Annotated in this window: 1 protein-coding gene and 1 pseudogene; both read right to left on the bottom strand. The window is 67.3% G+C overall.

The features are described 5' to 3' along the window. Positions 1–632 precede the first annotated feature (632 nt). Entirely contained in the window at positions 633–947 is a 315-nt protein-coding gene (locus KZX45_RS19740; RefSeq protein WP_248259466.1) for a hypothetical protein, read from the bottom strand. Between the two features lie 170 nt (positions 948–1,117). Beyond that, positions 1,118–1,384: pseudogene (locus tag KZX45_RS19735) on the bottom strand (helix-turn-helix transcriptional regulator); the annotation flags it as partial. Between the last annotated feature and the right edge of the window lie 262 nt (positions 1,385–1,646).

Raw genomic sequence — 1,646 nt, 5'->3', positions numbered from 1 at the left:
CACACTGTTGAGTTCTCAAAGAACAGACACACACCAGCAAGACCCGGGAAAACCCACTCCCGAACCCCCACCGGGGCAACCTCTCTAACCTAACCTATCCGAGCCACCATGCCAAATCCGCAGGTCAACCCGCAGCACAGGCACAATCACAACCGGCCAGGCACCCCGACCACCGCCGCAGCACGAAACCACGACTCACAACCAGGATTTCCCCCCGGGACCGGCCACCCTCACGGTGTCCGTGCCTCCCTGGCGGGGCTCACCAATATTAAGCAACCCCAGAACCCACGGTCAAACCACCAACCCATGACCCCCATCACACCCAACCGAACACCGGCAGACGCCCGCCTGAACGTGCCCCGCACCGTCGATCGACTCCGGATCTACCGCATCTACCGCTCGCGGGAGCCGCTGCCGAGCTCACGGACCGTTGCCGGGAGGAGGGGCGGGTGCCACATCGCGCCTTGTCATGAGGCCCGGACGCTGAATGGCCCAAGCTCGCGAGGCCGACGGCTCCCCGGTGCCCGGGGCGGCAGACGATCCGAGGGTCCGTCGTCGCGCGCGAGGCCACGGCGCGCAACAGACTCCTGCACGGCCACAGCGAGGGCGGCGACGGCGGTCGGGCGGCGCCCTTACGGAGCCCCCGAGAGGCGGGGGCGGTCGCCGGACCGCGTTAAGCCGGCGGTGGCGACCGGGGCATCCCAATGTTCGGACCCGGCCTGGTGCGGACGGTGCGAAGCACGCGACCCGCATCCGTCGATTTCCAGGCCCTCGGCGATGCCGCCGACCGCCAGCACCCGGGCGTGCTCGAGGAGGTTCTGGGTAGTGGCACCCGGAGTGTGGCTCACGCGCGTCCCGGAGCCGATCCGGCGCTCGACGGCGCCGGCAAGCTGGGACGCCACGAGCAGGGGTCCCTCGAGGTAGGCGTACGTGCCGTAGGCGACCATCCAGCCGTCGGTCGTCGACGTCCCGCCCTGCCATCGACGCGGTGCCGGACAGCGAAACCAGAACGCGCGACAGGTGAAGCAGCACCGCACGGACGGCCAGAGTGACCACGTGCCGGGCCCGCCAGCGACGGGTCGCAGTGTCCGACGTACTACTGGCGAGGTGCCGTGCATTACTGGAGAGGTGCCGTTCTCTCCCCTACGTTACGGGCCTTCGGGCCGCCGCGGATGGACCGCTCGTCCCTGATCCGTATGCGGTTGTCCCTGGTACGCAGGTCGTAGCAGTCGAAGTAGACCTTCGCGACGAGTTCACCACGACTACTCACACCGACCTTCTCGAAGATGCTCTTGAGGTGCTGCTGGATGGTGGCCGGCGAAACGCCCAGCGCCTTCGTCAGCTCAGCCGTGGATCCACCCTTGACGACCCACTGAGTCACCTCTTGCTCTCTCCGGGGTCAGTCAGCATGGAACGGCCGGCCCGTTTCGCATCTCGCGTGGGTCATCCACTCTGGAGCGGAAGGTGCCACATACGAAGGAGCCGGTCGTCATGTCCAGTGTGCAGGAGCGTCGGGACCTGATCCACCTCGGTCTGGATGTTCACAAGAAGACAATCTCTGTCGCGGTGCTCGAGCCTGGCCGGGAAGAGCCCTCGACGTCGTCGATCTCCTCCGATCCCGACGCCGTGGCGCGCCTGATCGCGAG

Origin of the sequence: Georgenia sp. EYE_87, assembly GCF_023148685.1 — a bacterium.
GTDB lineage: Bacteria > Actinomycetota > Actinomycetes > Actinomycetales > Actinomycetaceae > Georgenia.
This window is presented reverse-complemented; position numbering and strand designations above follow the sequence as displayed.